This window comes from Corynebacterium lehmanniae (assembly GCF_043161975.1).
GTDB classification, from domain to species: Bacteria; Actinomycetota; Actinomycetes; order Mycobacteriales; family Mycobacteriaceae; genus Corynebacterium; species Corynebacterium lehmanniae.
In genome coordinates this window covers 1,413,101-1,435,166 of record NZ_CP170998.1, presented here as the reverse complement: position 1 = coordinate 1,435,166, position 22,066 = coordinate 1,413,101, and the positions used below count along the sequence as shown (strand labels likewise).

Annotated in this window: 23 protein-coding genes; 10 read left to right on the top strand and 13 right to left on the bottom strand. The window is 65.5% G+C overall.

Going from position 1 to position 22,066, the window contains the following annotated elements; all coding sequences use genetic code 11:
- Both ACF3NP_RS06895 and ACF3NP_RS06890 read left to right on the top strand, forming a co-directional pair.
- On the top strand, nt 1-255 hold the full coding sequence (locus ACF3NP_RS06895; protein ID WP_181890024.1) for a type II toxin-antitoxin system ParD family antitoxin: 255 nt from the start codon (nt 1-3) through the stop codon (nt 253-255).
- Nucleotides 239-532 (top strand): type II toxin-antitoxin system RelE/ParE family toxin, encoded by a 294-nt coding sequence (locus ACF3NP_RS06890; protein WP_181890025.1) that lies wholly within the window; start codon nt 239-241, stop codon nt 530-532. The genes ACF3NP_RS06895 and ACF3NP_RS06890 overlap by 17 nt, the downstream gene beginning before the upstream one ends.
- Here the strand turns inward: ACF3NP_RS06890 and ACF3NP_RS06885 are convergent.
- The 4 genes from ACF3NP_RS06885 to ACF3NP_RS06870 are packed head-to-tail and all read right to left on the bottom strand — an operon-like array spanning nt 529 to nt 3,309.
- Nucleotides 529-1,731: an ABC transporter permease gene (locus tag ACF3NP_RS06885; RefSeq protein ID WP_392398534.1), complete on the bottom strand. Its 1,203-nt coding sequence runs from the start codon at nt 1,729-1,731 to the stop codon at nt 529-531. The genes ACF3NP_RS06890 and ACF3NP_RS06885 overlap by 4 nt on opposite strands.
- Complete coding sequence (locus tag ACF3NP_RS06880) at nt 1,731-2,609, bottom strand: ABC transporter ATP-binding protein (RefSeq protein WP_392398533.1); 879 nt, start codon at nt 2,607-2,609, stop codon at nt 1,731-1,733. Before ACF3NP_RS06880 ends, ACF3NP_RS06885 begins: the two co-directional genes overlap by 1 nt.
- On the bottom strand, nt 2,606-3,055 hold the full coding sequence (locus tag ACF3NP_RS06875; RefSeq protein ID WP_239307654.1) for a hypothetical protein: 450 nt from the start codon (nt 3,053-3,055) through the stop codon (nt 2,606-2,608). Before ACF3NP_RS06875 ends, ACF3NP_RS06880 begins: the two co-directional genes overlap by 4 nt.
- On the bottom strand, nt 3,052-3,309 hold the full coding sequence (locus ACF3NP_RS06870; protein ID WP_239307653.1) for a helix-turn-helix transcriptional regulator: 258 nt from the start codon (nt 3,307-3,309) through the stop codon (nt 3,052-3,054). The genes ACF3NP_RS06875 and ACF3NP_RS06870 overlap by 4 nt, the downstream gene beginning before the upstream one ends.
- 84 nt (nt 3,310-3,393) lie before the next feature.
- On the opposite strand from ACF3NP_RS06870, the gene ACF3NP_RS06865 reads away from it, so the two are divergent.
- Nucleotides 3,394-6,210 carry an FAD-binding and (Fe-S)-binding domain-containing protein gene (locus ACF3NP_RS06865; RefSeq protein WP_392398532.1) on the top strand — a complete coding sequence of 939 codons (2,817 nt, stop codon included), beginning with the start codon at nt 3,394-3,396 and terminating at the stop codon, nt 6,208-6,210.
- Between the two features lie 60 nt (nt 6,211-6,270).
- Here ACF3NP_RS06865 and ACF3NP_RS06860 read toward each other — a convergent pair whose 3' ends face one another.
- The 3 genes from ACF3NP_RS06860 to ACF3NP_RS06850 all read right to left on the bottom strand — a co-directional run bounded on the left by ACF3NP_RS06860 (nt 6,271) and on the right by ACF3NP_RS06850 (nt 10,558).
- On the bottom strand, nt 6,271-6,492 hold the full coding sequence (locus ACF3NP_RS06860; protein ID WP_392398531.1) for a hypothetical protein: 222 nt from the start codon (nt 6,490-6,492) through the stop codon (nt 6,271-6,273).
- A gap of 330 nt (nt 6,493-6,822) precedes the next feature.
- The gene (locus tag ACF3NP_RS06855) at nt 6,823-8,400 is read right to left on the bottom strand and encodes a purple acid phosphatase family protein (RefSeq protein WP_392398530.1); all 1,578 of its coding nucleotides are present in this window, start codon (nt 8,398-8,400) and stop codon (nt 6,823-6,825) included.
- Between the two features lie 100 nt (nt 8,401-8,500).
- Nucleotides 8,501-10,558: a helicase-associated domain-containing protein gene (locus tag ACF3NP_RS06850; protein ID WP_392398529.1), complete on the bottom strand. Its 2,058-nt coding sequence runs from the start codon at nt 10,556-10,558 to the stop codon at nt 8,501-8,503.
- A gap of 53 nt (nt 10,559-10,611) precedes the next feature.
- On the opposite strand from ACF3NP_RS06850, the gene ACF3NP_RS06845 reads away from it, so the two are divergent.
- Nucleotides 10,612-10,806, top strand: a complete 195-nt coding sequence (locus ACF3NP_RS06845; protein ID WP_034999421.1) for a hypothetical protein — start codon at nt 10,612-10,614, stop codon at nt 10,804-10,806.
- Between the two features lie 126 nt (nt 10,807-10,932).
- On the opposite strand, the gene ACF3NP_RS06840 is transcribed toward ACF3NP_RS06845, so the two are convergent.
- Together ACF3NP_RS06840 and ACF3NP_RS06835 are read right to left on the bottom strand one after the other, a co-directional pair.
- Nucleotides 10,933-12,111, bottom strand: a complete 1,179-nt coding sequence (locus ACF3NP_RS06840; RefSeq protein ID WP_392398528.1) for an IS1249 family transposase — start codon at nt 12,109-12,111, stop codon at nt 10,933-10,935.
- 334 nt (nt 12,112-12,445) lie between these two features.
- Complete coding sequence (locus ACF3NP_RS06835; RefSeq protein ID WP_392398527.1) at nt 12,446-13,168, bottom strand: resuscitation-promoting factor Rpf1 domain-containing protein; 723 nt, start codon at nt 13,166-13,168, stop codon at nt 12,446-12,448.
- 253 nt (nt 13,169-13,421) lie between these two features.
- Between ACF3NP_RS06835 and ACF3NP_RS06830 the strand changes: the two genes are divergently transcribed.
- Nucleotides 13,422-13,805 carry a cold-shock protein gene (locus ACF3NP_RS06830; RefSeq protein ID WP_181890031.1) on the top strand — a complete coding sequence of 128 codons (384 nt, stop codon included), beginning with the start codon at nt 13,422-13,424 and terminating at the stop codon, nt 13,803-13,805.
- On the opposite strand, the gene ACF3NP_RS06825 is transcribed toward ACF3NP_RS06830, so the two are convergent.
- The gene (locus tag ACF3NP_RS06825) at nt 13,802-14,305 is read right to left on the bottom strand and encodes a DUF2771 family protein (protein WP_392398526.1); all 504 of its coding nucleotides are present in this window, start codon (nt 14,303-14,305) and stop codon (nt 13,802-13,804) included. The two genes, ACF3NP_RS06830 and ACF3NP_RS06825, sit on opposite strands and share 4 nt — an antisense overlap.
- An 11-nt stretch (nt 14,306-14,316) precedes the next feature.
- Nucleotides 14,317-15,111: a glutaminyl-peptide cyclotransferase gene (locus ACF3NP_RS06820; RefSeq protein ID WP_392398525.1), complete on the bottom strand. Its 795-nt coding sequence runs from the start codon at nt 15,109-15,111 to the stop codon at nt 14,317-14,319.
- 39 nt (nt 15,112-15,150) lie between these two features.
- On the opposite strand from ACF3NP_RS06820, the gene ACF3NP_RS06815 reads away from it, so the two are divergent.
- The 3 genes from ACF3NP_RS06815 to ACF3NP_RS06805 are packed head-to-tail and all read left to right on the top strand — an operon-like array spanning nt 15,151 to nt 18,160.
- Nucleotides 15,151-15,831: a DUF3027 domain-containing protein gene (locus ACF3NP_RS06815; protein WP_392398524.1), complete on the top strand. Its 681-nt coding sequence runs from the start codon at nt 15,151-15,153 to the stop codon at nt 15,829-15,831.
- A gap of 58 nt (nt 15,832-15,889) precedes the next feature.
- Nucleotides 15,890-17,359 (top strand): NCS2 family permease, encoded by a 1,470-nt coding sequence (locus ACF3NP_RS06810; RefSeq protein WP_392398523.1) that lies wholly within the window; start codon nt 15,890-15,892, stop codon nt 17,357-17,359.
- The gene (locus ACF3NP_RS06805; RefSeq protein WP_392398522.1) at nt 17,360-18,160 is read left to right on the top strand and encodes a TrmH family RNA methyltransferase; all 801 of its coding nucleotides are present in this window, start codon (nt 17,360-17,362) and stop codon (nt 18,158-18,160) included.
- Here ACF3NP_RS06805 and ACF3NP_RS06800 read toward each other — a convergent pair.
- Entirely contained in the window at nt 18,157-19,002 is an 846-nt protein-coding gene (locus ACF3NP_RS06800) for a DUF6928 family protein (RefSeq protein WP_392398521.1), read from the bottom strand. The two genes, ACF3NP_RS06805 and ACF3NP_RS06800, sit on opposite strands and share 4 nt — an antisense overlap.
- Before the next feature lie 18 nt (nt 19,003-19,020).
- Nucleotides 19,021-20,022 (bottom strand): septation protein SepH, encoded by a 1,002-nt coding sequence (sepH, locus tag ACF3NP_RS06795; protein ID WP_392398520.1) that lies wholly within the window; start codon nt 20,020-20,022, stop codon nt 19,021-19,023.
- Between the two features lie 209 nt (nt 20,023-20,231).
- Between sepH and ACF3NP_RS06790 the strand changes: the two genes are divergently transcribed.
- Together ACF3NP_RS06790 and ACF3NP_RS06785 are read left to right on the top strand one after the other, a co-directional pair.
- Nucleotides 20,232-21,527, top strand: a complete 1,296-nt coding sequence (locus ACF3NP_RS06790) for a citrate synthase (protein ID WP_239307682.1) — start codon at nt 20,232-20,234, stop codon at nt 21,525-21,527.
- 172 nt (nt 21,528-21,699) lie between these two features.
- Nucleotides 21,700-22,059 carry an FKBP-type peptidyl-prolyl cis-trans isomerase gene (locus tag ACF3NP_RS06785; RefSeq protein ID WP_392398519.1) on the top strand — a complete coding sequence of 120 codons (360 nt, stop codon included), beginning with the start codon at nt 21,700-21,702 and terminating at the stop codon, nt 22,057-22,059.
- Nucleotides 22,060-22,066: the final 7 nt, after the last annotated feature.

The window sequence follows — 22,066 nt, the reverse complement described above, 5'->3', positions numbered from 1 at the left end:
ATGGCTGCGAAAAACACATCCGTTGTACTCGGCGAACGCTACGACAAATTCATTGCAGAGCTGCTTCACGACGGCCGCTACGCCTCCGCCAGCGAAGTCCTGCGCGAGGGCCTGCGGCTGGTGGAGGAGCGAGAGAGGAAATTCGCTCTTCTTAACGCCGCGCTTGAAAAGGGGGAAAACAGCGAAGTCGTCCAGGACTTTGACCCGGGAGCGTTTATAGAGCGAATGAAGAACGAGCATGAAATATCGGCTTAGGCGCCAGGCAGAGGTCGATCTCGAAGAAATTTGGTCCTACACGGCCACACGATGGGGGCTGGATCAAGCTGAACGATATGTTGGCGGGATTCTCCAGATGCTGGACTTCATCAGCGAAAATCCACGGCTCGGGCGATGGGCGGACGAAGTGCGCCCTGGCTACCGGAAGAAAGCGATAGGAAGCCACATCATCTTCTACCGTGAACAGGACGCTGCGATCGATGTGGTCCGTGTGCTTCACCAAAGTATGGATCTAGTGATGCACATCGACCCCTAGCCCCTGCGCAGCAGCTGCGACCACTTGGTCACGCTGCCGTTATTCAGGATCGTGCGCTTGTAGATGCGGGCGGCGGCCCACACGGCCAACGCCGTCGCCACAGCCGCGAGGGCGAACGAGCCGACTAGCTGCAGCGCGGTGAAGTCCCCGGCAGCGTACGACAGCGGCGCGGCGAAGATGGAAAACGGCGGGATCCAACTCATCACCTGCATCCAGGTGGCCTCGGTGTTCATCCAGCCGAAGCCGGGGATGTAGGCGGAAGCCATGATGAGCAACAGGATCGGCATCTGGGTGGACTGCAGGTCCTCGGTGCGCTGCACCATCGCGCCGGCGGCGGCGTAGAGGGCGCCGAAAAACAGCATGGCCAGAAGCCACGCGATCAGCAGGACGGGGAGGACGGACCAGTCGAACGCGATGTCGTCCACGAGCCCGGAAACCTTCAGCCCAACGCCGCCGACGATCAGCAGCACGGCGGTGGCGAGGAAGCCCAGCACGAGCGTGCCCAGCAGCTTGCCCGCCAGGAAATCCAGCGGGCGCACGGAGGCCAGCACGAGCTCAACCACGCGGGAGGACTTCTCCTCGGTCACGCGGCTTCCCACCTGGGCGGCGAAGGTGATCACGGTGAAGATCACCACCATCAGCGCCACGAACGTGGTGAGCAGGCGGAGCAGTTGCTGCTCGAAGTCTTCGCCGCTGGCCTCGTCCACGTCCACCGGCACGATGTCGATGCTGCGGGACGCCGCCTCGTAATCCGCGGGCGAAATGCCCAGCGTGTTCAACGTTTCGGCGCGGGTGTAGCTGTCGGCGAGCGCCTCCATCCCCTCCATGAGGCCCGCCGACGGGGTGCCGTCCGAGATCACTTCCCACTGGTCGCCCTCGGCCACTAGCGCGGCCTTGACGTCGCCGTCGCGCACCAACTGCACTGCGTCGTCGCGGCTCGCAGTTTCGCGGGCGTCGTACCCGGCGCCGTCGAGCAGTTGCTTATCGACGCCTACGGTCGCCACCGCAGTCTTTGCATCGCCGCCGTCAGCGTCGTCCTTGCTCTTCTGCCAAGAGGCGAAGCCGATGAAGCCGACCATGGCCAGAAGCAGGATGACGAAGGTGATGACCACGCCCTTCTTCAGCAGCAAGATCTGGATCTCGCGCGCCGCGGTGGTGGTGATCGTGTGCATGGGTGAGTAGGCGTTTTGGGTAGCCATTACTGCACAACCTCCTTGAACAGGTCGGCCAGGTCGGGCACGACCCGGGTGAACTCGTGGACGGGGCCTGCGGCCATGGCGGCCTGCAGGATGCGCTGGTCGTCCTGGACGCTCGGGGCTTCGAGGATGACGTGGGTGGCGGAGTCGTCGATAAGCTTCATGCCCTCCGGGATCCAGCCGCGGGCTTGGGTGCCCACCTTGAAGCGGATGGGGCCGTGGGCGCGCAGCTCGTCGACGGTGCCTTCGGCCACCATGCGGCCGCGGGTGACGATGCCGATGCGGTCGCACAGCCGCTGCACCAGATCCAGCTGGTGGGAGGAGAAGATGACGGGCACGCCGGCGCGGGCGCGGTCGGTGAGCATCGTGCTCATCACGTCCACGGCGACGGGGTCGAGGCCGGAGAACGGCTCGTCAAGGATGAGGATGTCGGGGTCGTGGATGAGGCTGGCGGCGAGCTGGACGCGCTGCTGGTTGCCCAGGGAGAGGTCGTCGAGCTTGTCGTTCACACGCTCGCCCAGGCCGAGTTCCTCGAGCAGCTCGGTGCCGCGCTGCTTGGCGGCTTTGCCGTCGACGCCGTGCAGCTTGGCCAGAAAGACCAGCTGCTCCAGGATCTTCTCTTTGCCGTACAGGCCGCGCTCCTCGGGCATGTAGCCGATGCGGCGGCGGGTGTCGTCGTCAAGCGGGCGGCCGTCCAGGAGCACCTCGCCGGAGTCTGCGGCGAGCACCCCGAGCGCGATGCGCATGGTGGTGGACTTGCCGGCGCCGTTGGAGCCGACGAAGCCGTACATTTCGCCGTCGCGGACGGTGAAACTCATGCCGTCGAGGGCGTGGACGTCGCCGAAGCGCTTGTTCAGGTCGCGGATTTCGATTGTGGTCACTTGTCCTCCTTGCGGTTAAACGTAACAGCGAAGCCGACCATGGGCAGCGGGTAGACGATGAGGAAGGTGAACAGCATGAAGTACCCGGCGGCTACCAAGGCAGTGCTGCCAGGTCCGTCAAGCAGCTCACCGGTAAGCATGAAAGCGAAACCGCCGATGCCATTGAGCAGAGCGAATGCTTTCATCGCACGCTTGCGCCAGGTGTCCAGCACGCTGCGCTCGTACTCGTCGAGCTGGTCCTCTGGAATGGTGTCGGCGTTGCCGTTCTCCGCTCTGATCTGTGCCAATGCGAGCACGCTGATTATGACGGAAGCGAGCGACAAGGTCGATAGCCACCACTGGCTCAGCGTTAGCTGGAGTGCGGTGCAGACGATGAAAAAGAGCATGGCTAAGAAGAAAATGGCAATGAGCGCTTTTGTTTTTCTCTCACGGTCCATGCGGTTCATTTGGTGTACAGCTCCTTCGACATAGGGGGAAACTCGGTGCGGGAGAACACGGCCTCGACGGGGAGGTCGAAGACCTCGCAGACGCGGAAGGCCAGGTCCAGGCTGGGGGAGTGGTCGCCGCGCTCGAGCGCGCCGACGGTTTGCGGGTTGACGTTGATCAGTTCTGCGAGCTGGGTCCGTGTCATGTCGCGTTCGGCGCGGAGGACACGGACCCGGTTATATATCGGGTCCTTCGGTAGCTTCTTCGGCGACATGCAATGAAGTGTTGTATAAACCCAACGCTTTGTCAACAGTTGTGAAATGCATTCTGCGAATTCACAGGGGGCTAGCATGGATTCATGACCACAACCATTTCCTCCCCCGCAGAGCATCTGTCCCGCGAACTCGGCTCCGACCAGGCGCTTTCCACCCGCCCGATCGACCGGATCAAGTACGCCCACGACGCGTCGCACTTCCTCTACACCCCGGACGTGGTGGTGGAGGCCCGCACCGCCCACGACGTCGCGGCGGCCTTCCGCGCGTCGGCGGCATCCGGCGCCCCGGTGGTGCTGCGCGGCGGCGGCACCTCCCTGTCCGGCCAGGCCGGCGGCGCGGGCATGCTGGTGGACGTGCGCAAGCACTTCCGCGGCGTGGAAGTCCTCGACGGCGGCGCGCGGGTGCGCGTCCAGCCCGGCTCTACGGTGCGGCAGGTCAACGCCCACCTCGCCCCGTACGGCCGCAAGATCGGACCGGACCCGGCGTCCGAAGGCGCGGCGACGATGGGCGGCGTGATCGCGAACAACTCCTCCGGCATGGCGTGCGGCACCGAGTTCAACACCTACAACACCATCGAATCGATGACGTTCGTGCTGCCGTCCGGCACCGTCATCAACACGGCGCATAAGGACGCGGAGGCGCAGTTTGCGCGGGAAGAGGCGGAGCTCGTCGCAAAGCTGGAGCGCCTCAAGCGGCGCGTGCGGGAGAACAAGGAATCCGTGGACACCATCGAGCGCCACTTCGCGCTGAAGAACACGATGGGCTACTCGTTGAATGCGTTCCTGGACTACGAGTCGCCCCTGGACATTTTCATGCACCTGCTGGTCGCGTCCGAGGGCACGCTCGCGTTCATCGCGGAGGCCGTGCTGCGCACCATCGAGGTGCCGAAGCTGAAGACCACCACCATCGCGGTGTACCCGACGCTGGACGCGGCGACGCGCTCGCTGCCGGCCCTGTTTGACTCGAAGGCCGCCACGCTGGAGCTGATGGACTCGCGCTCCATCAAGGTCGGCCGCACCTTCGACTCGGTGCCGGAGCAGATCACCGGCTTCGAGCTGTCCGGCCAGGCGGCGCTGCTCATCGAGTACCACGCCAACGAGGCCGATGAGCTGCGCGAATACGAAGCCGCCGGCGCGAAGCTGCTGGAAGGCTTCGACCTGCAGACCCCGGCGGCATTTACCACCGACGCCGCCGAGGCCGCCAAGGCCTGGGCCTTCCGCAAGGGCCTCTACGCCCAGGTCGCGGAGGCGCGCCCGTCCGGCACCACCGCGCTGCTCGAGGACATCGCCGTGCCCGTGGGCGACCTCGCCGACACCTGCGGCGGGTTGCAGCAGCTTTTCGACGCCTACCGCTACGACGATGCCGTCATCTTCGGCCACGCCAAAGACGGCAACATCCACTTCCTCATCACCGACCGCTTCGAAGGCGACGAGAACCTCTCCCGCTATGACGGCTTCAACGAAGAGATGGTCGACCTCGTGCTCGGCGCCGGCGGCAACCTGAAGGCCGAGCACGGCACCGGGCGCGTGATGGCGCCGTACGTGCGCCGCCAGTACGGCGACGAACTCTACGAGGTCATGGTGGAGCTCAAGCGGGCCGCCGACCCGCGCGGGGTGATGAACCCGGGCGTGATCATCACCGACGACGAGCGCGAGCACATGAAGAACTTCAAGCTCAACCCGCAGGTGGAAGATGAGATCGACTCGTGCGTGGAGTGCGGCTACTGCGAGCCTGTGTGCCCCTCGCGCGACATCACCATGACCCCGCGCCAGCGCATCGTTGTGCGCCGCGCCCGCGCGAAGGCGATCCAGGACGGCGACACCGAGCTGGTCAAGCACCTCGACGAGGCCTACCAGTACGACGGCATCGACACCTGCGCCGTGGACTCGATGTGCGTGACCGCCTGCCCGGTGAAGATCGATACCGGCAAGTTCATCAAATCCCTGCGTCGCGGCCAAGCGGGCGCTACGGAATCCGCCGGCTGGGCGGCCGCGGCAAAGGCGTGGGGCCCGGGCAACACGCTGGCCTCGGCGGCGTTGACCGGCGCCTACTACATGCCGACCAAACTGGTGCAGAAGGTCACCGACGTCGCCCGTGGGCTGGTGGGCGATGACACGGTGCCGCAGTACCGCCCCGAGCTGTCCAAGGGCGGGGTGAAGCGCTCCAAGGCGTTCGGCACCCGCATCGGCGCGCCGGGCGCGGAGCCGGCGGGCGTGTTTGTCCCCGCCTGCGTGAACTCCATGTTCGGGCCGCAGGGCGAGGGCGTGGGCGCCTCCGAGGCGTTCGCGAAGCTGGTGGAGCGCGCCGGGCTCGCGCTGACCGTCCCGGAGGGCATCGACGGGATGTGCTGCGGGACCCCGTGGGCGTCGAAAGGCATGAGCACGGGCCACGACATCATGCAGCGCCGCGTCAACGACCAGCTCATCGCCGCCACTGACGGTGGGCGCCTGCCGGTGGTCGTGGACGCGTCCAGCTGCACCCACGGTTTCCGCGACATGGCCGAGGGCATCGGCATCAAGGTCATCGACGCCATCGAATTCGTCGAAGACCAGGTGCTCGAGCGCCTCGAGGTGAAGCAGAAGGTGGACTCTGTGACGTTGCACCCGACGTGTTCGGCGACGCACCTTGGGATCGTCGATACGCTGGAGCGCGTCGCTGGCGCTGCGGCCGAAGACGTGCGCGTGCCCGCCGAGTGGAACTGCTGCGGCTACGCGGGCGACCGCGGCATGCTGCACCCGGAGCTGACCCACGCGGCGACGAAGCGCGAGGCGGCGCAGGCGGCCGAGCTGGGGTCGGCCTGCCATGCGTCGTCCAACCGCACCTGCGAGCTGGGCCTGACCGCGGCGACCGGTAAGGACTACGAGCACATCCTGGAAATCCTGGAGCGCGTCAGCCGCTAGGGACGCAACAACCCCCGGGCGCGAAGTTCAGGGTTCGCGCCCGGGGGATTGGGCCGATCGTTAAAGGTAGTTGTGGAGCCAATCTGGCATCGCCGGATCATCCAAGGCCCAGGAATCAACCATGTCTTCGGATCGGTCCCAGTTGTTTTCTTTCCCATCAAAGAACTTGGAACGATTGCACTTGTACTTAACCACGCGATCGCCCTCGAGTCGGTACTCATTCCAGTAGTAGTTTTGCTTGCCGTAGCCTTTCCACTCGTTGGTGGTATAAATCGTCTTCATACTTGCGAATTTAGCACGGAGGAGATCATTCATGACTTGGCGCTGGGATGTGGACCCTAGGGAAAGTAAAGACGTGGCTTGTCCTTATTGTGCTGCAGGTATCGGAGAGCCCTGTGTTTTTCAAGCGGAGCAACCGCCACATCAACTCACGTTGACCGTATGCGGTTGTCTAATACGGACTATGAGCCGATATGTCGCTATTGCAAGCGACCTCAGTCGGAACATCTTGGTTCAGAGGAAGAGACTTGCCCTTGAAGCAATAGCAACCCCCGGGCGCGAGGTTCAGGTTTCGCGCCCGGGGGGTTGTGCGTTCGGGATTAGCACCCGGGACTAGAACTTCGGCAGCTCAACGCCCGGGATCAGGCCCATGTAGGCGGCGCCGCCCGCTGCGGCGAGAGCGGCGACGATCGCTGCGATGATACCGACGATGGCGCCGGTGGAGGAGCCGTCCTCGGTGCTGTTAGCGGAACCGGAAGACTGCTCCGCCGGCTGCTCTGCGGAGTCCTCGCCTTGCGCGCGCTTCAGCGTGAACGCGTCGACGACCTCGCCGTCGCCGGTGTCGTAGGTGGTCACGGTCAAACCCTCCGGGGTGACCTCGACGTTGGTGTAGTCCGGAACCCCGTTCTGGTTCCACACCGCGGTGTAGTCGCGGATGGTCTTTTCCTTGACGGTCTGGTCGAAGGTTTCCTTGACGTCTTCGTTGCGCTCGCCCGTCTTGAAGTCGAAGAACTGGTAGTACTTCGAGCCGGAGGCGGAGTTGGTGGTGACGTACTGGGTCTCGCCCTTCTTCTTCTCCAGCGTCTCGCCCTTTTCAGCCACGCGGCCGGAGTCCACCGGGGTGTAGCCGTTCATCAGATGAGAGCGGGTGTAGATGTGATCGTGGCCGCCCAGCACCAGGTCCACGTCCAGCTCGGAGATGACCGGGGTCATGCGCTCGCGCCAGTACTGGATGCCGCGGTCTTCCTGGTGGTACGCCTGCGAGAACGTGGAGTGGTGGTAGGTAAGGATGACCCAGTCTTTGTCAGCACCCTGCTCCTTGACCACCTTGCGCAGGAACGCGGCGTCGTCGTCGAAGTCCTCCCAGTCGTTGGTGTCCATGTTGATCACCAGCGCATTGTTGTAGGTGAACCAGTAGTTCTCATCCTCAACGTTGGGGCGGTTGTACATCGCCTCGTAGCTGGGCGCGTGGTAGTAATCGTGGTTGCCCATGGTCACCACGGTGCGGTACTTGCGCAGGGCTTCTGGGGAGATGAAGCCGCCGTGCTCCTGCAACGCGGAGTGGTTAGCCTGGTCGCCCGCGGAGTAGAGGAACGAGGTCTCCGGGAAACGCTTGGTGGCCTGCGTGACGGTGTTGTTCCAGCCAGCGGTCTGCTCGGCCAAGTCCTTGGTGCTGTAAAGCTGCGGGTCGCCGAAGACCAGGAAGTTCCACTTGTCGCCGAAGGTACCGGTGTTGAAGGTGTGCTCCTCGGACCAGCCGGTCTTTTCGGAGCCTACCGAGTAGGTGTACTCGGTGTTTTCCTTCAGCCCCTCGATGGTGGCCTTGTGATTGGCAACGGTGGCCCACACCGGCTCAACCTCGGGGTTCTTGATCTTGCCTTCGGTGACGGTGACCTTGGAGTCGGTGGACTTCGCCTCGATGGTCTTTGCCTCGCCGCCCTTTTCCTGGATGCGCACGGACTGGCCGGTGACGCCCTTGGCGGTGATCCAGTTCAGCAGCACGGAAGACTCGTTGGCGCCGGCCTGCAGCACAACGTCCTGCGGCTTTTCGGTGGGAAGCTCGAACGGGTTCTTGAAGTTCGCGGCGATGTACTCGTTGGTGGCGTCGACATCGGCGAAGGCGGCGGGGGCGACGACTGCGGTTGCAGCCATCGACACGGCAGCGGTCAGTGCGAGGAAGCGGGAGCGCATGGAAATCCTTCCAAGGTGCGTGAAACGTGACGGCGGGAATGTCGTCCTTTCCAAAACCTTAAAGAACTTTGAGAGCCCCGCAACCGGAGCGCGTCAGCCGCTAGGCCAGCACCACTTTGGTGATGCGCGGCAGTGCGATGCGCACCACGCGATCGGCGGCCTCGTCGAGTGCGTCGACCTGCCCCGCGCTCACGCTCAGCGGCAGCACGGTGAGCGTGCGACCGCGCCCTTGCTTATCCACGAAACCTACGGCCACATGCCGCCTCGCCCGAGCCGCCGCTCGCAGCGTTTCGAAGATGTCGCCGGCCCCGGCGTCCGCGTCGGAGCCGGAATCGGCGCGCAGCTTGGCCACGATGTCCTCGACCTGCTCCTCGGTGGCCTTTGGAGTCCGCGGCAGGGTGGACGGGGTTGCGGCGACCAGCGCAGGTTCGGGCGCCATGTTCAGCGTCGCGCCGGTGTTGTCCTCCGCGGTGGGCTGCATCCCGGCAGCACGCAGCTGCGCCATGAGCTTGGACAGCGGCTGGTCCGACACCGCGACGGTGGGCGCGAGGACGCGTAAGTTGCAGCGCTCGGCGGCGGTGGCCATCAGCGCCGGGTCCGCGGAGCGGATGTAGCTCAGCGCGCTGCCTGCGCGGATGGCGCCGTGGGTGCGGGCGGTGTCGTCGATAAGAAACGCGATTGCCTGCGGCACCTCGCCCAGGACGTGCCGGCCCAGCCAGGCGTGGACCTCCTCGGCGGTGAGCCCGCCGTCCAGGCCGCGGCGCACCGACGCCTCCGTGACCCGCCACACGCTGGCCAGGCCTGGGGATTCGAGCGCGGCGATGCGCTCCAAAAACGACGCCATGTCCGGCTCGAGCGGGCCCGGAGCCAGCATGGTCATGTCGCCCTGGGCAATCAGCGTGTCCACGGAAGGCGGCACGAGCTCTTTGGCCGCTGCGGCGACGTCCTCGCCATCGCGGCCGTCCAGCAACGCCAGCAGGGGAGAGGACTGCGCCGGCTGCGGGGTGCCGGCGAGCGCGCCGACGAACTCCGCCTCGTCCACCACAGCCTGGATGAGCCGCGGGGAGAAACCGCTGGCCTCCAGCGGGGCGTGGAACAGCAGCTGGTCGACGTTGCCCGCGTGGCGCAGGATGGTCGTGCGGGCGTGGCGCACCGCGGGCGCGTGCATGTCCGTGGACAAAAGCTTTGCGGCGGTGTCGGCGCGCCACGGGGAGGCGGCCCAGGCGACCATGAGGATTGCCCACTGGTCCGAAAGTGTCGCGTCGATCCACGTCAACGCGTCGCGGGTGGCGGCGAGCACGTCCTCGTCGTCGACGTTGCCTCGGCCGATTAGGCCCGCCGCCTCGCCGATGGTGATCAATAGCCTCGGGTCGAAGCCGAGTTCCTTTTTCAGGTTCGCCGCGGCGCGCACGCCGACGGTGCCGTCCTTGTTCAGCGCGACCGGGTGGTCCATGAGCGCCATGACCAGCTGGCGCATTTGGCGCACGGCGTCCAAGCCCGCCGAGGTCGCGGCCTCGTCCACCGCAGCCTGGTCCACCTCGTCCACCGCGGGCGCCTCCAGCGGGAACTCACGCGGCTGGATCCCGCGCATCGCGTCGCGCACAGGCCGCGGTAGCCGCACGGTGTTCGCGTCCACCCGCACCAGCAAACCCGCCGCGAGCAGCTTCGCCACCGGCGCCGATGGGTCCGCGTCGGGCCCGGCCGCCGAGGTGGTGCCCACCCCGCCCGAGGAGGCCAGGGTCTCCAACACCTTGCGCTCGCGGGCGGGCAGCGCCTCCAGCGCTTCGTCCGCGCCCGCCGGCAGGCTGTCGCTCACGCGCCAGCCTGGGGGCAGCGCGGTGAGCGTGCCGGGGGAGATCTGCAGCTCCTCATCGGGCCCGAAGACCAAAGCGAGTTCCCGCAGGTGCGTCACCTCGCCGAGCTCGCCCGCGTCCACCGGGTCCAGCTCCGCGCCGGCGTCGGCGAGACGCTCCAGCACCGCCAGGTCAGCGGCCGTGAGCTGGCGCAACGCCCGCGACGCGGAGCCGGGCAAGCCCAGGCGCGTGGCCAACGACCCAGCCGAGGGCGGGGTGGGGAAGAAGGCATCTGGCCGGGTGCGGATGAGCAGGCGGAGCTGATCGTCGCTAAGCGATTGCAAGAATTCGGGGAAGGTAGACATTGCGGGGGTGAGTTTACGTGCGTTTTCGTGCCCGGCGTGAAAGAATGAGGAGCATGGCTAAAGATGTAGAGAAGATCGGTCGCGCGAACCCGGCGTGGCCCACGCACACCCCTGGTAACGGTCACCCGGTCACCGAGATTTCCTCCAAGCTCACCGGCGCCGCGAGCCCGTTCGGCGACGAGCTGATCCTGCCGCTGAAGGCGGAGGAGACCGGCTACGTCCACCCGACCACGCGCATCAACCGCTAACTTTCGCTTAGCGACGACACCAAAGGTGGCCCCAGTGGTGGGGCCACCTTTTTCGTGTGTTTGAGAGTTTGGGCAACTAGCGGGTTAAACGACAAAATGTGTGTCTGGCTCCGGCGTGTCGCGGGGTTAGATGTGGCCTTTTTGGATGCCGATTGAGTGTGTGTAGTCGGTGTCGATAGCGTTGTCGTAGAGGGCTGGGCGTCCAGTTTCGTGGTCGGCTTGGTTCTCGTTTCGGGTCAGGGTGGATACTTTGGCGAGTTGGCCCTGGCCCCAGTCGGACTGCCTGGCGATTCGTATTGAATCGTCAGGCAGCTCCGTTTTGAGGTAGAGCCACCAATCCAGCATGCGGCGTTGTCGTTCGCCGGATCTGCCGCGGTGGGTTCTGGCGAGCAGTTTGAGCTGGGCGTTGATGCCGCCTTCCAGGCTGTTGGTGGTGGATTTGATCCGGTCAGGCTGAAGGACTGCTGCTGGTGGGGTGAGGTAGACAAACAGCATCTCGGACCGGAAGAGGTGGTTGAGGCTGTTGTAGGCCTTGCGCACGTTGTGGTGTGTCCACACGCGGGTGAGCGCACCGGTTTTGGGGTCTTTGATCAGGGGTTTCTCGTCCATCCATGACCGGTAGATCGTGGAGAATTCGTGCAGTTGCGCACCCCATGCGGCTGCTTCGTCCAGGGTGGTGATCCGGGTCAGTTTCAGCGCAAGTCGGTAGATGGTGCGCCCGGCATCGGTGCGTGGGTTGCTGGTGGTGTAGCGGCGCACCACGCGTTGGGCGTGGACGAGGCAGCGTTGGATTTTCGTGGTGGGCCAGCACTTTTTGATCGCGCTGTAGGCTCCCTGGCCGCCGTCGATGACGGCGATAAGTGGGGCTTCGATGCGTTCAAGCAACAGTTGGTAGTCGCGGGTAGTTTCGTGTGTGCACCAGTGCCAAGCGATGACGTGGTCGATGGTCGCTGCGACGATCAAGCAGCCGCCGGCGGTGTAGGTGCCGTCAAGGAAGATCTGGTCGTAGACCCGTTTGTCGTGGCCGACGGTGGGGTCAGGCACATCAACGAGCCAGAACGGTTCGAAGCGGCGCTGCAGCGTGCGTGGTGAGCATCCCACACGGCGGGCGACAGTATCGAGGCTGGCGCCGGTGGTGAGGTGGTCGATGAAGGCGGTGAACACTGCCGTGTTGGTGATGTCGCTTCGGCGTTTCACGCTGGAGGCGCCGCATTGTTTACATCGCCATCTGGTGGTGCCCTTGCTGGTGGTGCCGTTGCGTTTCATTTCACCGCCGCAGTAGCAGCGTGGTCGGTTCTTTGACATTGCGACACAACACCACGTCGCGCATAGCACATCACGGCTGCCACACCGAGGATTTCCCGGCCGAGGCCAGATATATGCCCCGGGAGCATATACTTTCCTGAAACCTACAGGTCACGACCCGGAAATCGCCGTTTCCAGACACACATTTTGTCGTTTAACCCCAACTAGCAGATCAAGGGTCCAACTTTCCGTTTGCCCAGGTGGTATTGAAAACTGATTCCAACTGTGGGCTCATCTGCTAGTTCGGTGCCGTTGCCGGGCTGGGCGAACTAGCAGATCAGCGATGTGGGCAAAAAGAAAACCCGCCCGGAGGCGGGGTTTCGGCGCGTAGCTCTTAGCGCGGCAGGTAGGTCTGCTGCAGGGAAGCCAGGGTGTCGTTGACCTGGGTGCCGAAGTTGGAGCCAATGAGCTGGGCGACCTTGGCGTAGTCGCCGGCCAGGGCGGCGTCCACCAGCGGCTGGTTAGCTGCGTAGAACGCGTTGTAGTCGTTGCGGTTTGCGGCGTAGTTGTCCTGGACAGTAGCCGGGACCTGGAAGCCGAGGTCGTTGACAGCGGTGCGCAGCTTCGCGTACAGCGCGTCGGTCTCGTTGCCGGTGGAGGAGGTCTGGGCGGCCGGAGCCGGGGCAGCCTGTGCGGGGGCCGGAGCCGGCTTCGGTGCCGGAGCCGCCTGGGCTGCCTGCGCGTCGCGGTTGGTCGGCGCGGAGTTCAGGCCGTAGCGCGCGGAGCAGGCCGGCCATGCGCCCCAGCCCTGCTTGGCCAGGGTGCGCTCGGCGACGATGATCTGCTGCTCGCGGGTGGCCAGGTTCGCGGTCGGGGCGAACTCGCCGCCGCCGTAGGCCTGCCAGGTGCCGTAGTTGAACTGCAGACCGCCGTAGTAGCCGTTGCCGGTGTTGATTGACCAGTTGCCGCCGGATTCGCACTGTGCGAGCTTGTCCCAGTCGGAATCCGGTGCTGCGGTTGCCTGCGGGGCGATGATGCCTGCCAGTGCTGCAACTGCTGCGGTACCTGCCAGAGCCTTCTTGCCCGTGGAGGTGGTCTTCTTGGAGTGGCGTCCCATGATTCGTTTCCTCTCGTCGTTGACCGCCAATTCTCGGGACAGCCTAACCATTTGTAACGATTGTGTCACGCAAGCGGCACGGAATGGTGTTCATGTGACAGCCGAGCTCAACGTTTCCGCAGGTTGCGCACCGCCCGGCGAGTTTTGGTGTTCTGCGACACAGTCGCGGTTTTCGGGGCGGAGGTGTAGTGTAAAGCCTTTATTTTGGCCTGCAATGGGCGGGCCATGTACCGGAACCTTAAAGGAGGATGCCATGCCTATTGGAAAGGTGAAGTGGTACGACACCGAAAAGGGCTTCGGCTTCGCGTCCAACCCGGGCGACGACGACGTCTTCATCGGCAAGTCCGTGCTCCCCGACGGCGTGGACGAGCTGGTCGCAGGCCAGCGCATCGAGTTTGATTTCGCCGCCGGCCGCCGCGGCCCGCAGGCGCTGCGCGTGAAGGTGCTCGATGAGCCGAAACGCCGCCCTGTGCACCGTCGCAAGCCGGAGGAGCTGGGCAGCATGCTGGCCGATGTGATGACCCTGATTGAAACGCAGGTCCAGCCCGCGCTGACCAACGGTCGCTACCCGGACCGCAAGGAGGGCCGACAGGTGGCGGAGATCCTGCGGGCGGTGGCCAGGGAGCTGGATGCTTAGTCGAAGCCGACAGACCACGTGGCGATGACGGGAGTTTCTTCCCCGTCATCGCCTTTTTCAATGTCCAGGGTGGTGATCTCGGCGACGACGAGCTTCGCGCCGGATTCGGTCACGGCCGGGGCGGTTTCCTCGCCGGACTCGCCGGAGGTGAACACGCGCTCGGTGTTGGCGGCTGGATCGTCGTAGATGAGCAGCAGGCGCCAGCTGTTGCGCTCGATCTCGCCGGGCACGGTGAAGGTCACGTCCCCCTGATCCGGCAGGCGCATGCTCGGCGGCTCGCCGCCGGGGCACTCCACGTCCAGCTCGCACACTGTATATACGGGCACCTGTTCGGTCTGCCCGCCGGCGGCCACGGCGACCTCGAGGTCGCGCACCGGGGTGCCCGGCTTGTTCTGCTGGTAGCTCATGAAGGCGTAGACCGCCCCCACCAGCACCACCACGCCCACCAAGGCGATGGCCAGGACTTTCCACTGCTGAGTTGCTGCGCGTTTGCGTGCCATGGCGCAAGATCCTACTTGGTGCCGCTCTCGGGCTTAAACGTCACGCGGTACATGTCGGGCCAGCGCTTGCCGGCGAGGTAGAACTCGTCCGTGCCGGGGATGTGCGCGATGCCGTTGAGCACGTGGTTCGGGTCGGGCGCGGCGTTGTTGTCCAGCCCGGAGGCGTCGATGACGGCGGTGACCTTCCCCGAGTCGGCGTCGATGCGCATGATGTTGGTGGTGGTGAAGACGTTGGCGTACACCTCGTCGCCAACGCACTCGAGTTCGTTGAGGCCCTCCACGGGCTGGCCGTCCATGGTGACGGTGAAGCGCTCGCGCTCCTCGAACGTGTCCGGGTCCATGCGGCGCAGCTCGGCCGTGCCGTCGGAGAAGATCAGCTCGTCCTCGTCGGCGCGGGAGCACAGGCCCCAGCCCTCGCCGGCGAAGTCTGCCCGGCCGGTCTCTTCCAAAGTCGCGGCATCCCGCTTGATCGCGGTGCCGTTTTGCCAGGTCAGTTGCCACAGGATGCCGTCGTGAAGCGTGATGCCCTCGCCGAAAAACTGCGGATCCAAATCAACGGAGCGCAATTCCTCGCCCCCGGGCGTGCGCGTGTACAGACGCGATTCGCCCACCTGGCCGGTACCGACGTAGATGGTGCCGTCCTTGGCGACCTCCAGGCCCTGGGTGAAGCTGGTGTCGTCGAAAGGCAGGCGCTCCTCCACGTGCGCGGTGAGGCGCTGCGTGTCCGGCCCAGCGGTCTCGGGGGAGGAACAGCCCGACAAGACAGCGAGCGCGGAACAGACGGCGGCAAGCGTGAATCGACCCATGGCAACCATCCTGCACCACGTGGGCAATAATGGGGAACCGTGTCACGATCCAACAACCGATCCCGCAACCCCCGAAAGCGTAGCCCCCTGCTGTCCACCGACGCAGTCGCCACTGCACGGGAGGCGCTGGCCGAAATCGCCGACGGGGAAGTCGGCGAGCACATCGGCGTGACGGGGCTCGGCCGCAACGTGGCCACCCACCGTTTCGCCGCCGACGTGCCCGGCTACGCAGGCTGGGAGTGGAACGCAGTGGTGGCCTGCGCCGACGGCGCAGACTGGGTTACCGTCAACGAGGTCGCGCTCGTGCCGTCGCAAGGCGCGCTCGAAGCACCGGACTGGGTGCCGTACTCCGACCGCCTGCGCCCCGGCGACCTGGGCCCGGGCGACATCATGGAGCTTTCGCCTGACGACGAGCGCGTCACCGACGACTCCTTTTCCCGCGAGGCCGTCACGTTTACCGGCCGCGAAACTAAGCGCTACCTCACCACCACCGGCCTGGAGGACGCGAAGAAGCGCTGGCGCACCGGCGAGTTCGGCCCCAACAGCGAGTTCGCCGAAAAGGCCGCGCTGTCGTGCCGCTCCTGCGCGTTTTATATTCCGCTGGACCAGCCTGTGGGCGAGAACTTCGGCATCTGCGCCAACGAGTACTCCGCGGACGGGCACGTGGTGGCCTCTTCCTACGGCTGCGGGGCACACTCGGACACCACCGTGCGGGAATAATCGTTGGTGTGCCCCAACGATTGGTGTTTTCGCAGGCAGGGTGCGACACTAATGCGACGTGAGTACCACCACCGGAGCAAAACTGCATAAGGACCAGCCGCAGCCGCGCGGCGCGCTGGACACCTTCTTCCACATCAGCGAGCGCGGATCCACGGTCGGCACCGAGGTGCGCGCCGGGGTAGTGACGTTCTTCGCGATGGCCTACATCGTGCTGCTCAACCCGCTGATCATCGGCACCAGCCCGGACCGCGAAGGCGTTGTCTTGGGCATCCCGCAGGTCGCCGCCGCAACGGCGCTCGCCGCTGGCGTGATGAGCATCCTGTTCGGCGTGATTGCCAAGTACCCGTTCGGCATCGCCACCGGCCTGGGCATCAACACCCTGGTCGCGGTGACGATGGTGGGTCAGCAGGGCCTGACCTGGCCCGAGGCCATGGGCCTGGTGGTCATCGACGGCATCATCATCGTGCTGCTGGCCGTCTCCGGCTTCCGCACCGCCGTGTTCAACGCCATCCCCGATTCCATGAAGGTGGCCATGAGCGTGGGCATCGGCATGTTCATCGCCACCATCGGGCTTGTGGACGCCGGCTTTGTCCGCCGCATCCCCGACGCCGCCATGACCACCGTGCCGGTGCAGCTGGGCACCGGCGGCTCCATCTCGTCCTGGCCCACGTTCGTGTTCGTCATCGGCCTGTTCATCTGCGGCTTCATGGTCGCGCGCAACATCCGCGGCGGGTTGTTCATCGGCATCTTGCTCACCACCGTCATCGCCATGGTGGTCGAGGCGCTGACTGGCACCGGCTCCTCCGCAGACAACCCGGAGGGGTGGGGCATGGCGGTGCCGGGCCTGCCGGACAGCTTCGGCGGCATCCCGGACCTGTCCATCGTGGGCAACGTGGACCTGTTTGGCGCGTTTGTGAACCTCGGAGTGATCTCCGCGTCGCTGCTCGTGTTCACCCTCGTGCTGGCCAACTTCTTCGACGCCATGGGCACCATGACCGCACTTGGCCGCCAGGCCGGGCTTACCGACGAACACGCCGTGCTGCCGGACATGAAGCGCGCCCTGGTCGTCGAAGGCTTCGGCGCTGTCGTCGGCGGCGCGACCTCGGCATCGTCGAATACCGTGTTCGTCGATTCCTCCGCCGGTATCGCGGACGGTGCGCGCACCGGCCTGGCCAACGTGGTCACCGGCGTTCTGTTCCTCGCCGCGATGTTTTTCACCCCGCTCTACGAGATCGTGCCCATCGAGGCCGCAGCCCCCGTGCTCGTGGTCGTCGGTGCGCTAATGATGATGCAGGTCGGGCAGATTGAGTGGTCCGAGTTCACGATCGCCCTGCCGGCGTTTCTGACCATCGTGACCATGCCGCTGACCTACTCCATCGCCAACGGCATCGGCGTCGGCTTCATCTCCTTTACCCTGATGAGCCTGTTCGCCGGAAAGGCGAAGGAGATCCACTGGATCATGTGGCTCATCTCCGCCCTGTTCGTGGTGTACTTCGCCCAGGGCCCGATCATGGCGGCGCTGAGCTAAATGCTTGTGCCTATCGACGACCCGTCGGACCCCCGCCTCGACGACATCCGCGACCTGAAACATTCGGACAAGGAAAAAGGGCTCGTCTTCGCCGAGGGGCCGCTCGTGGCCGGCCGGTTGGTGGAATCCCGCTTCCCGGTGCGCGCCGTGTTCGGCTTCGGCGGGCGGCTGGAATCCTTCATGGCCGATTACGGCGACGAGCTCGAGCGCCGCGGCGTGCCCGTCTACCAGATCACCCGTGCCATCATGGGTGAGGTCGCAGGCTACGACATGCACCGCGGGCTGCTGGTCTCCGCTGACAAGCCGGAGCCGCTTTCCGTCGCGGAGGTGCTCGACAGCGCGCGCACCCTCGTGATCTTGGAGGGCGTGGGCGACCACGAGAACATCGGGTCGATCTTCCGCAACGCCGCCGGCATGGGCGTCGACGGCGTGCTCTTCGGCGCCGCCACCGCTGACCCGCTGTACCGCCGTAGCGTGCGCGTGTCCATGGGGCACGTGCTGCGCACCCCGTTCGCGCACCTCGACGGCACGCCGACGACGTGGCAGCGTTCGTTGGATGAGTTGCGCGAGGCGGGCTGGTGGCTCATCTCGCTCACCCCGGCGGACGACGCCGTCGAGCTCAAAGACGCGATCCAGGGCCACGACAAGGTGGCGTTCCTGGTCGGCGGGGAGGGCCCCGGCCTGACTCCGCACGCGATGCGCGCCACTGACGTGCGCGCCAAGATCCCCATGGCGCCGGGCACGGACTCGCTCAACGTGGCGACGTCCGCCGCGATCGCGTTTTACGAAAAAAATCGCTAGCGGTCGAAGTGGCGGATGCGCTCAGAAAGCGCCTTCCACAGCTCCGCCGCGCGTGCGCGCAGGCCTCGGCCGACGCGCTTGGCGGCGGCCACGGAGGCGTCGGCAAGCTCGGCGAACTCGTCGCCGCGCTGCTCATCGGGGGCGTCCTCGTAGTCGTCGTACGCCTTCGACTTCTCCGCGAACCTGGCGGCCACCGCGTCCACTGACTTCACAGCGGGCGTCTTCTTTTCCTCGATTTTCGGCTCGGGGCGGCCGTCCACCGCGTAGCCGACAACGTTGATGTCGGGGCCATCCTCGCCGATGTCCACGCCTAGCCAGTGTCGCTCTGCAGACAGCGCGAGGTCGCGCGGCTCGAACGGCAGCGAGATGCCGCCGGCCTCCTCGGCGCGCTCGCCGGCCCAGTAGGGCGCCTCGAACGGCTCGGGCAGGCCCATATCCTCGATGACCTGGGTGCGGGTGGCGCTGAAGCTGCGCACCACCGTCTCGCCGGTGAAGTGCGCGAACCCGCCGTAGTCGCTGTCCGTGCCGGTCGCGACGACAAACACGTCAGAGGCGGGAAGAGCCGAAAGCCACGGGGTGGTGGTGGACAGGGCCGAGCAATCGTCGACAAGCATCCGCACCACAGAGACCCCGGGGAAGCCCGCGATGTAGAACTCGTCGCGGCCCGGCACCGAGGAGCGGTTCAGCGGGAACGAGCCGATCGGGGTGATCGGCCACGCCGGGTTGACCTGGGAAAGCAGCTTGCGGCCGAACCCGCGGTCGGCCTTCGGCTCGCGCTCGAGCACGCCAGCCGGATCGGCGGTGTTGACAAACCAAAGCGTAAGAACCGCTGGGAAACTCATGCACACATCCTAAGGTGCTCAGCGCTTCGGGCGCTTGGTGTTCGTGCGAACCCCCAGCAGCACGTCCTCCCAGTGCGGGGTGACAGCCTTGCGGCGGCGCTTCTTCGGCTGCTCGTCCTCGTCCGGGTGGCGCAGGAAGTCGCCCTCGAGCACATCGTCTCGCGTATCGACGACCTCCGGGTTGCCCTCCACCGGCAACTCCGTGACATCAGCTTCGGGAGCGTCATCGGCCACGTCCTCGTCACTGACGTCGGCACGGTCAGCGCGCACCGCGGACAGCGAGCGCACCGGCTGCGCGAAATCCGGGTCCGTCAGGTCCGCGGCCATGGCGTTGCGCGCCTCCGTCTGGGCGGCGGAGCCCATGGAACGCTTGAAGGTCCACAGCGCCTCGTTCTCCGTCAGCCCTGCCTTCCAGGTGACGTGGACGACCCAGCTGTCGCCCTGCTCGCGGGTGGCGTCCCACTCCGCGTCGCTGATCGAGTGCCCGCGGGCCGCGAACGCGGTGGCCAGGATCTCAAACAGGGTCTGCTTGGCCGGGCCGTCCTCGCGCACCGGGTGCGACTGCTTCGCGGCCTCCGCCACCTGAGCGCGCTCGAGGCGCACCGGGTGGGCGTAGACGTCCAGGCGGCTTTCCGCCACGCCCATCTCCTCGGCCAACTCGGTGGCGGTGGCGCCGGCGCGCAGGCGCGCCTGGATCTCGTTCGGGCGCATGGACAGGGGAGTGGCGTAGAGCGGGTCCGGCTCCGGCAGGGAGCGCTCCACCGGTGCCGGCTCGGGCGCGGCGGGTTCCTCTACGTCGGCGGCCTCGGTCCCGGGTGCGTCGGCGGTGTCCTCCAGTGGGGCCGGCCCGTTGTCGTCGGCGGGGGTGGCGGGGGCAGTGACGGAATCGGTGACGGGGGCGCCGTCGAGAAGCGAGGGCTCAAGCTCGGTGCGCGCCAACTGGTAACGCATCCCGTTCTCGTCGCGGAGGACGAAAAACGTCTCCGTCGACTCTTCTTCCAAGAAGTGCAGCTCGCGCATACGTCACCTTTCCGCCGGGCAGATACCCGACCAGCTTAACGGACGTGCCCGCACCAGCGGGCGTACCCGCCCGGTTATCTGTGGTGTGTCCAGACAGTTGCCAATGTTGTCAGACGGGTCACAAACTTTGATACAGTGCCTTACGTAAAAACAGGTTGCCGGGAGGTATCCCGAAGACAGCCGAGAAAACTACCTGGAAGGGGAAATCAGTGGCTACTGAGAACAAGGACAAGGCCGTACTCCACTACCCGGGCGGCGAGTACGAGATGGACATCATGCGCGCCACCGAAGGCAACGACGGCGTCGTGCTGGGCAAGCTTCTCGGCGAAACCGGCCTGGTCACCTTCGACCCCGGCTACGTCTCCACCGGCTCCACCGAGTCCAAGATCACCTACATCGACGGCGACGAAGGCATCCTGCGCTACCGTGGCTACGACATCGCTGACCTGGCAGAAAACGCCACTTTCAACGAGGTGTCCTACCTGCTGATCAACGGCGAGTTGCCCACCACCGACGAGCTGGACAACTTCAACTCCGAGCTGCGCCACCACACCCTGCTGGACGAGGACTTCAAGGCCGCGTTCAACATCTTCCCGCGCAACGCCCACCCGATGGCCGTGCTCGCCTCCTCGGTGAACATTCTCTCCGCCTACTACCAGGACCAGCTCGACCCGCTGGACGAGGAGCAGCTGGATAAGGCAACCGTGCGCCTCATGGCCAAGGTACCGATGCTCGCCGCGTACGCCTACCGCGCATCCCGCGGCAAGCCGTACATGTACCCGGACAACTCCCTGAACCCGCGCGAGAACTTCATGCGCATGATGTTCGGGTACCCGACCGAGGACTACCACGTCGACCCGGTGCTGACCAAGGCCCTGGACAAGCTGCTCATCCTGCACGCGGACCACGAGCAGAACTGCTCCACCTCCACCGTGCGCATGATCGCCTCGGCCCAGGCCAACATGTTCGTCTCCATCGCCGGTGGCATCAACGCCCTGGCCGGCCCGCTGCACGGCGGCGCAAACCAGGCCGTGCTGGAGATGCTCGAGGACATCAAGAACAACCACGACGGCGACGCCACCGACTTCATGAACCGCGTGAAGAACAAGGAAAAGGGCGTGCGCCTGATGGGCTTCGGCCACCGCGTGTACAAGAACTACGACCCGCGTGCCGCCATTGTGAAGGACACCGCGCACGAGGTGCTCGAGCACCTCGGCGGCGACGAGCTGCTGGACCTGGCCATGAAGCTCGAGGAGATCGCGCTCAACGACGAGTACTTCATCCAGCGCAAGCTCTACCCGAACGTCGACTTCTACACCGGCCTGATCTACCGCGCCATGGGCTTCCCGACGGACTTCTTCACCGTCCTGTTCGCCATCGGCCGCCTGCCGGGCTGGATCGCCCAGTACCGCGAGCAGCTGGAGATGAACACCAAGATCAACCGCCCGCGCCAGATCTACACCGGCTACCAGCAGCGCGAATTCGTGCCGCGCGACCAGCGCTAGTTTCGGGCACTAGGCCAACCTCTAGGCCAACCGGAGGGCGTCGATAAGCTGCATGCTTCGGCGCTTCACCGCCGAGAACTGCTCTTCCCTTATACTTTCGGGAGGAAGTTCTCGGCGGTTTTGTATTGGGCCGCACAACTTGCCCACGTAATTTGCAAGGAGTTTCAACGTTATGGAGAAGCCGTTCATCGACAAGCCGGAGGGCCCGGCGCCTGCAGACCTCGTCATTGAGGACATCACTGTCGGCGAGGGCGCAGAGGCCGTGGCCGGCGGTTTTGTCAAGGTCCACTACCTTGGCGTGGACTTTGAAACGGGCGAGGAGTTCGACTCCTCCTGGGACCGCGGCGAGGCCGCAGATTTCCCGCTCACCGGCCTGATCCAGGGCTGGCAGGAAGGCATCCCCGGCATGAAGGTCAGCGGCCGCCGCCAGCTGACCATCCCGCCGGAAAAGGCGTACGGCCCCGCGGGCGGCGGGCACCCGCTGTCCGGCCGCACCCTCGTGTTCATCATTGACCTGCTCGACGCCAGCTAGGAGGCTG